Raw genomic sequence first — 6,882 nt, 5'->3', positions numbered from 1 at the left:
GCTTATAATCTGGTGAGATATCAGATGATTAAAATGGCGGAACATCTGAAAGGTTACTGGCCGAATCAACTGAGTTTCTCAGAATCATGCGGAATGGTGATGAGAATGCTGATGACATTGCAGGGCGCTTCACCGGGACGTATACCGGAGCTGATGCGCGATCTTGCAAGTATGGGACAACTTGTGAAATTACCGACGAGAAGGGGAAGGGCCTTCCGAGAGTGGTAAAGGAGAGGCCCTGGAAATACCCCACAGCCCCGAAAAAGAGCCAGTCAGTTGCTTAACTGACTGGCATTACAGCCCTTGAGCTGCCGTTTTTTTATTCTGTTAGTTGTGAAACTGAAGCGATTTAGTCACTATCGATCTCATCAAATATGGCTCGCTTTGAGATATTCCTCAAGTAAAAAAACACCTCTTCCTGCGATTTCTCACAAAAAAGATTCGTTGACAAAAAGTGACAAAATTATGAGATTCCCATCACACATTTTGACATCAGGAACGGTATGCTGAATTCACCAAGACGGGAAGACAAGAGGTAAAATTTATGACAATGAACATTACCAGCAAACAAATGGAAATTACTCCGGCCATCCGCCAACATGTCGCAGACCGTCTCGCCAAACTGGAAAAATGGCAAACACATCTGATTAATCCACATATCATTCTGTCCAAAGAGCCACAAGGGTTTGTTGCTGACGCCACAATCAATACACCTAACGGCGTTCTGGTTGCCAGTGGTAAACATGAAGATATGTACACTGCAATTAACGAATTGATCAACAAGCTGGAACGGCAGCTCAATAAACTGCAGCACAAAGGCGAAGCACGTCGTGCCGCAACATCGGTGAAAGACGCCAACTTCGTCGAAGAAGTTGAAGAAGAGTAGTCCTTTATATTGAGTGTATCGCCAACGCGCCTTCGGGCGCGTTTTTTGTTGACAGCGTGAAAACAGTACGGGTACTGTACTAAAGTCACTTAAGGAAACAAACATGAAACACACACCGTTTTTCTTCGCATTCTTTTTTACCTTCCCCTGAATGGGAGGCGTTTCGTCGTGTGAAACAGAATGCGAAGACGAACAATAAGGCCTCCCAAACCGGGGGGCCTTTTTTATTGATAACAAAAAAGGCAACACTATGACATCGGAAAATCCATTACTGGCGCTGCGAGAGAAAATCAGCGCGCTGGATGAAAAATTATTAGCATTACTGGCAGAGCGGCGCGAACTGGCCGTCGAGGTGGGAAAAGCCAAACTGCTCTCGCATCGCCCGGTACGAGATATTGATCGTGAACGCGATTTACTGGAAAGATTAATTACGCTCGGTAAAGCGCACCATCTGGACGCCCATTACATTACTCGCCTGTTCCAGCTCATCATTGAAGATTCCGTATTAACTCAGCAGGCTTTGCTCCAGCAACATCTCAATAAAATTAATCCGCACTCAGCACGCATCGCTTTTCTCGGCCCCAAAGGTTCTTATTCCCATCTTGCGGCGCGCCAGTATGCTGCCCGTCACTTTGAGCAATTCATTGAAAGTGGCTGCGCCAAATTTGCCGATATTTTTAATCAGGTGGAAACCGGCCAGGCCGACTATGCCGTCGTACCGATTGAAAATACCAGCTCCGGTGCCATAAACGACGTTTACGATCTGCTGCAACATACCAGCTTGTCGATTGTTGGCGAGATGACGTTAACTATCGACCATTGTTTGTTGGTCTCCGGCACGACTGATTTATCCACCATTAATACGGTCTACAGCCATCCGCAGCCATTCCAGCAATGCAGCAAATTCCTTAATCGTTATCCTCACTGGAAGATTGAATATACCGAAAGTACGTCTGCGGCAATGGAAAAGGTTGCACAGGCAAAATCACCGCATGTTGCTGCGTTGGGAAGCGAAGCTGGCGGCACTTTGTACGGTTTGCAGGTACTGGAGCGTATTGAAGCGAATCAGCAACAAAACTTCACCCGATTTGTGGTGTTGGCACGTAAAGCCATTAACGTGTCTGACCAGGTTCCGGCGAAAACGACGTTGTTAATGGCGACCGGGCAACAAGCCGGTGCGCTGGTTGAAGCGTTGCTGGTGCTGCGCAACCACAATCTGATTATGACCCGTCTGGAATCACGCCCGATTCACGGTAATCCATGGGAAGAGATGTTTTATCTGGATATTCAGGCCAATCTTGAATCAGCGGAAATGCAAAAAGCATTGAAAGAGTTAGGGGAAATTACCCGTTCAATGAAGGTATTGGGCTGTTACCCAAGTGAGAACGTAGTGCCTGTTGATCCAACCTGATGAAAAGGTGCCGGATGATGTGAATCATCCGGCACTGGATTATTACTGGCGGTTGTCATTCGCCTGACGCAATAACACGCGGCTTTCACTCTGAAAACGCTGTGCGTAATCGCCGAACCAGTGCTCCACCTTGCGGAAACTGTCAATAAACGCCTGCTTATCGCCCTGCTCCAGCAACTCAATCGCCTCGCCGAAACGCTTATAGTAACGTTTGATTAACGCCAGATTACGCTCTGACGACATAATAATGTCGGCATAAAGCTGCGGATCCTGAGCAAACAGTCGCCCGACCATCGCCAGCTCAAGGCGGTAAATCGGCGAAGAGAGCGCCAGAAGTTGCTCAAGCTGAACATTTTCTTCTGCCAGATGCAGCCCATAAGCAAAAGTAGCAAAGTGGCGCAGAGCCTGAATAAACGCCATATTCTGATCGTGCTCGACAGCGCTAATACGATGCAGCCGAGCGCCCCAGACCTGAATTTGCTCCAGAAACCATTGGTATGCTTCCGGCTTACGTCCATCACACCAGACCACAACTTGCTTTGCCAGGCTACCGCTGTCCGGGCCGAACATCGGGTGTAACCCCAATACCGGGCCATCGTGCGCCGCCAGCATGGCCTGTAATGGTCCATTTTTCACTGATGCCAGATCAACCAGAATACAATCTTTCGGTAAAGGCGGTAATTTGCCGATAACTTGCTCAGTAACGTGGATTGGCACACTAACAATCACCATTCCGGCATCGGCAACAATATCAGCCGCTCGATCCCAGTCATGTTGCTCCAGAATCCGCACCTGATAACCCGAGAGTGTCAGCATCTTCTCGAACAGGCGTCCCATCTGACCGCCACCGCCGACGATAACCACCGGACGCAGTGACGGACAAAGTGTTTTAAATCCTTTGTCGTTTTCACTGGAGTAAGATTCACGCATCACCCGACGCAAAACATCCTCAATCAGATCTGGCGGTACACCCAGAGCTTCCGCCTCTGCACGACGCGAGGCCAACATAGATGCCTCGCGCTCCGGAACATAAATAGGCAGTCCAAAGCGGCTTTTCACCTCGCCCACTTCAGCAACCAGTTCCAGACGCTTCGCTAATAAATTCAGCAGCGCTTTATCGACTTCATCAATTTGATCGCGTAATGCGGTCAATTCAGCAACCATAATAAACCTCTTAAGCCACGCGAGCCGTCAGCTGCCCGTTCAGATCCTGATGAATTTCACGCAGCAAGGCATCGGTCATTTCCCAGCTAATGCAGGCATCGGTTACGGATACACCGTATTTCATTTCACTGCGCGGTTGCTCAGAAGACTGATTGCCCTCGTGGATATTACTTTCGATCATCAGACCAATAATTGAGCGATTGCCATCTTTGATTTGAGCAACCACGGATTCTGCCACCGCAGGCTGACGGCGATAATCTTTATTGGAATTACCGTGGCTGCAATCTACCATCAGAGACGGGCGCAGTCCCGCCTGTTCCATCTCTTTTTCACATTGCGCAACATCCGCAGGGCTATAGTTCGGCGCTTTACCACCGCGCAGGATGACATGCCCGTCCGGATTCCCCTGAGTTTGTAGCAACGCAACCTGCCCTGCCTGGTTAATGCCAACAAAACGGTGCGGCTGGGCGGCGGCGCGCATAGCGTTAATTGCTGTTGCCAGACTGCCGTCGGTGCCGTTTTTAAAACCAACCGGCATGGAAAGCCCGGAGGCCATTTCACGGTGAGTTTGCGATTCCGTTGTACGAGCACCAATTGCTGACCAGCTAAACAGATCGCCCAGGTATTGCGGGCTATTCGGATCTAACGCTTCCGTCGCCAGTGGCAGTCCCATATTCACCAGCTCAAGCAGCAATTTACGCGCGATCTGCAGCCCGGCTTCTACATCAAAAGAGCCATCCATATGGGGATCGTTAATTAACCCTTTCCAGCCGACAGTGGTACGGGGTTTTTCAAAATAGACGCGCATTACCAGATAGAGGCTATCGCTGACCTCTGCGGCAAGGGCTTTAAATCGACGAGCATATTCCAGAGCAGTTTCCGGATCATGAATGGAACAAGGACCACAAACTACCAGCAGACGAGGATCGCGCCCGGCGATAATATCTGAAATGGTTTTACGCGAGTCAGCAATCTGGGCTTCTTGTTGCAGGCTCAATGGAAAAGCGGCCTTCAGTTGTTCCGGAGTCATTAAAACCTGTTCGTCGGTAATATGTACGTTATTCAGCGCGTCTTTTTGCATGATGGCGATCCTGTTTATGCTCGTTTGCGATAGTTGATCCTCAGCGAGGATGACGTAACGATAACACACAAAGTAAAGTTTTCAATCCATATTTCGTACGCTTTTCTTTACACGAACAATTTACTCGCGCTTTGATGCTTATTTCGTACAAATAAATTTACACCTCCTTTAAAAACAATCCGCTATGCTTTGAAAAAGGAGAAAGAAATGATGAAAAAGTTTATCGCCCCCTTATTGGCTTTACTGGTTAGCGGATGTCAGATTGATCCTTATACTCACGCGCCAACCTTGACCAGCACCGACTGGTATGATGTCGGTATGGAAGATGCGATATCGGGCAGCGCCATAAAAGATGACGATGCATTTGGCGATTCACAGGCGGATCGCGGTCTATACCTTAAAGGATATGCCGAAGGACAAAAGAAAACTTGCCAGACCGATTTTACTTATGCCCGGGGACTTTCCGGTAAAAGCTTTCCTGCCAGCTGTAACAATGTTGAAAGTGCCAGCCAACTGCATGAAGTATGGCAAAAAGGGGCTGATGAAAATGCCAGCACAATACGATTAAATTAATTAAAACCCCACAAATAAATTAAACATAAGATTTTACTCATTGTGTTTTATTTCTCACATTGATGACGATCGCATGAAAAAATGATATTTTAATGAGCATTCTGAAAAAATATCGATGCATTTCGAGCGAAGAAGGTGGGGATCCCTGAATGCGTTTTTCTCACCGACTGTTCTTACTTCTGATTCTCCTGCTGACGGGAGCACCAATACTCGCTCAGGAGCCTTCTGACGTTGCGAAAAACGTGCGTATGATGGTTTCCGGTATTGTCAGTTACACCCGCTGGCCTGCGCTATCAGGGCCACCAAAGTTATGTATCTTTTCATCTTCACGTTTTAGTACCGCCCTACAAGAGAATGCCGCGACATCTTTGCCTTATCTGCCTGTCATCATTCACACTCAACAAGAGGCGATGATTTCAGGCTGCAATGGTTTTTATTTTGGCAACGAGTCACCGACATTCCAGATGGAATTAACCGAACAATATCCGTCAAAGGCGTTATTATTAATTGCCGAACAAAATACCGAGTGCATTATTGGTAGCGCCTTTTGTCTGATCATCCACAATAATGACGTCAGATTTGCCGTAAACCTGGATGCCTTATCGCGTAGCGGTGTAAAGGTCAACCCGGATGTCTTAATGCTCGCACGGAAGAAAAATGATGGATAACGATAATTCTCTTAATAAGCGCCCCACGTTTAAAAGAGCATTACGCAACATCAGTATGACCAGCATATTTATCACTATGATGCTGATCTGGTTGCTGCTTTCCGTGACCTCGGTGCTGACCCTGAAACAGTACGCGCAAAAAAACCTGGCACTGACAGCAGCAACAATGACTTACAGTCTGGAAGCAGCTGTCGTTTTTGCCGATGGCCCTGCAGCAACTGAAACACTGGCAGCGCTGGGCCAGCAAGGGCAATTTTCAACTGCAGAAGTACGTGATAAGCAGCAAAATATTCTGGCGTCCTGGCATTACACCCGTAAGGATCCAGGCGATACTTTCAGCAATTTCATAAGCCACTGGCTCTTCCCCGCCCCCATCATTCAGCCGATTCGTCACAATGGTGAAACCATTGGCGAAGTACGCTTAACCGCTCGCGACAGTTCAATCAGCCATTTTATCTGGTTTTCGCTCGCCGTACTGACCGGTTGTATTCTGCTGGCATCAGGCATCGCAATTACCCTCACCCGCCATTTGCACAATGGCCTGGTGGAAGCGCTGAAAAATATCACCGATGTCGTACATGATGTGCGTTCCAACCGCAATTTTTCCCGACGAGTTTCTGAAGAACGTATCGCTGAGTTTCACCGCTTCGCTCTCGACTTCAACAGTCTGCTGGATGAAATGGAAGAGTGGCAGCTTCGTTTACAGGCCAAAAATACGCAGCTTCTGCGTACCGCGCTACATGACCCATTAACCGGGCTGGCTAACCGCGCAGCGTTTCGTAGCGGCATCAATACGTTGGGTAATGACTCCAACTTACTGATAGTGTTTTATGTTCAGATAATGCCCGATGACCTTGTCATGCAGCTCCACCGATTTTGAGAACGACAGTGACTTCCGTCCCAGCCTTGCCAGATGTTGTCTCAGATTCAGATTATGTCGCTCAATGCGCTGAGTGTAACGCTTGCTGATAACGTGCAGCTTTCCCTTCAGGCGTGATTCATACAGCGGCCAGCCATCCGTCATCCATACCACGACCTCAAAGGCCGACAGCAGGCTCAGAAGACGCTCCAGTGTGGCCAGAGTGCGTTCACCGAAGAC

Annotated in this window: 7 protein-coding genes, 3 pseudogenes and 1 other annotated feature; of the genes and pseudogenes, 7 read left to right on the top strand and 3 right to left on the bottom strand. The window is 48.2% G+C overall.

What is annotated here, in order from left to right; all coding sequences use genetic code 11:
* From BFF42_RS08650 to pheA, 4 genes and pseudogenes are all read left to right on the top strand, one after another.
* Nucleotides 1-284, top strand: a pseudogene (locus BFF42_RS08650) (IS4 family transposase); the annotation flags it as partial.
* A gap of 260 nt (nt 285-544) precedes the next feature.
* Entirely contained in the window at nt 545-886 is a 342-nt protein-coding gene (raiA, locus tag BFF42_RS08645; protein WP_000178456.1) for a ribosome-associated translation inhibitor RaiA, read from the top strand.
* Between the two features lie 102 nt (nt 887-988).
* Nucleotides 989-1,114 (top strand) — a sequence feature (Phe leader region).
* A complete protein-coding gene (gene pheL / locus BFF42_RS08640) occupies nt 990-1,037 on the top strand; it encodes a pheA operon leader peptide PheL (protein WP_001386991.1) in 48 nt (15 codons plus the stop codon). Its footprint overlaps the feature before it by 48 nt.
* A 22-nt stretch (nt 1,115-1,136) precedes the next feature.
* Nucleotides 1,137-2,297 carry a bifunctional chorismate mutase/prephenate dehydratase gene (pheA, locus tag BFF42_RS08635; RefSeq protein WP_000200116.1) on the top strand — a complete coding sequence of 387 codons (1,161 nt, stop codon included), beginning with the start codon at nt 1,137-1,139 and terminating at the stop codon, nt 2,295-2,297.
* A 42-nt stretch (nt 2,298-2,339) separates the two neighbouring features.
* Here the strand turns inward: pheA and tyrA are convergent, their stop codons facing one another.
* Entirely contained in the window at nt 2,340-3,461 is a 1,122-nt protein-coding gene (tyrA, locus tag BFF42_RS08630; protein ID WP_000225221.1) for a bifunctional chorismate mutase/prephenate dehydrogenase, read from the bottom strand.
* Between the two features lie 10 nt (nt 3,462-3,471).
* A complete protein-coding gene (aroF, locus tag BFF42_RS08625; protein WP_001168045.1) occupies nt 3,472-4,542 on the bottom strand; it encodes a 3-deoxy-7-phosphoheptulonate synthase AroF in 1,071 nt (356 codons plus the stop codon).
* Nucleotides 4,543-4,749: 207 nt separating this feature from the next.
* Here aroF and BFF42_RS08620 point away from each other — a divergent pair, with 207 nt between their 5' ends.
* The 3 genes and pseudogenes from BFF42_RS08620 to BFF42_RS08610 all read left to right on the top strand — a co-directional run.
* Nucleotides 4,750-5,115 (top strand): DUF2799 domain-containing protein, encoded by a 366-nt coding sequence (locus tag BFF42_RS08620; protein ID WP_004985941.1) that lies wholly within the window; start codon nt 4,750-4,752, stop codon nt 5,113-5,115.
* A 149-nt stretch (nt 5,116-5,264) separates the two neighbouring features.
* Nucleotides 5,265-5,783, top strand: a complete 519-nt coding sequence (gene yfiR, locus BFF42_RS08615; protein WP_001212391.1) for a regulatory sequestration protein YfiR — start codon at nt 5,265-5,267, stop codon at nt 5,781-5,783.
* Nucleotides 5,773-6,597, top strand: a pseudogene (locus BFF42_RS08610) (CHASE sensor domain-containing protein); the annotation flags it as partial. The gene yfiR and the pseudogene BFF42_RS08610, both read left to right, overlap by 11 nt.
* Here the strand turns inward: BFF42_RS08610 and BFF42_RS08605 are convergent.
* A pseudogene (locus BFF42_RS08605) lies at nt 6,598-6,882 on the bottom strand (IS1-like element IS1X2 family transposase); the annotation flags it as partial.

Source organism: Shigella sp. FC1661 (assembly GCF_001712525.1).
Classification (GTDB): Bacteria; Pseudomonadota; Gammaproteobacteria; order Enterobacterales; family Enterobacteriaceae; genus Escherichia; species Escherichia coli.
The sequence above is the reverse complement of the archived record's forward strand: the minus strand, read 5'-3'. Positions and strand labels throughout refer to the sequence as shown.

Bases quoted from the DNA above. Each gene is read 5' to 3' on its own strand.
- BFF42_RS08620 (WP_004985941.1), top strand. From the start codon at position 4,750: ATGATGAAAAAGTTTATCGCCCCCTTATTGGCTTTACTGGTTAGCGGA.
- aroF (WP_001168045.1), bottom strand. From the start codon at position 4,542: ATGCAAAAAGACGCGCTGAATAACGTACATATTACCGACGAACAGGTT.
- yfiR (WP_001212391.1), top strand. From the start codon at position 5,265: ATGCGTTTTTCTCACCGACTGTTCTTACTTCTGATTCTCCTGCTGACG.
- tyrA (WP_000225221.1), bottom strand. From the start codon at position 3,461: ATGGTTGCTGAATTGACCGCATTACGCGATCAAATTGATGAAGTCGAT.
- raiA (WP_000178456.1), top strand. From the start codon at position 545: ATGACAATGAACATTACCAGCAAACAAATGGAAATTACTCCGGCCATC.
- pheA (WP_000200116.1), top strand. From the start codon at position 1,137: ATGACATCGGAAAATCCATTACTGGCGCTGCGAGAGAAAATCAGCGCG.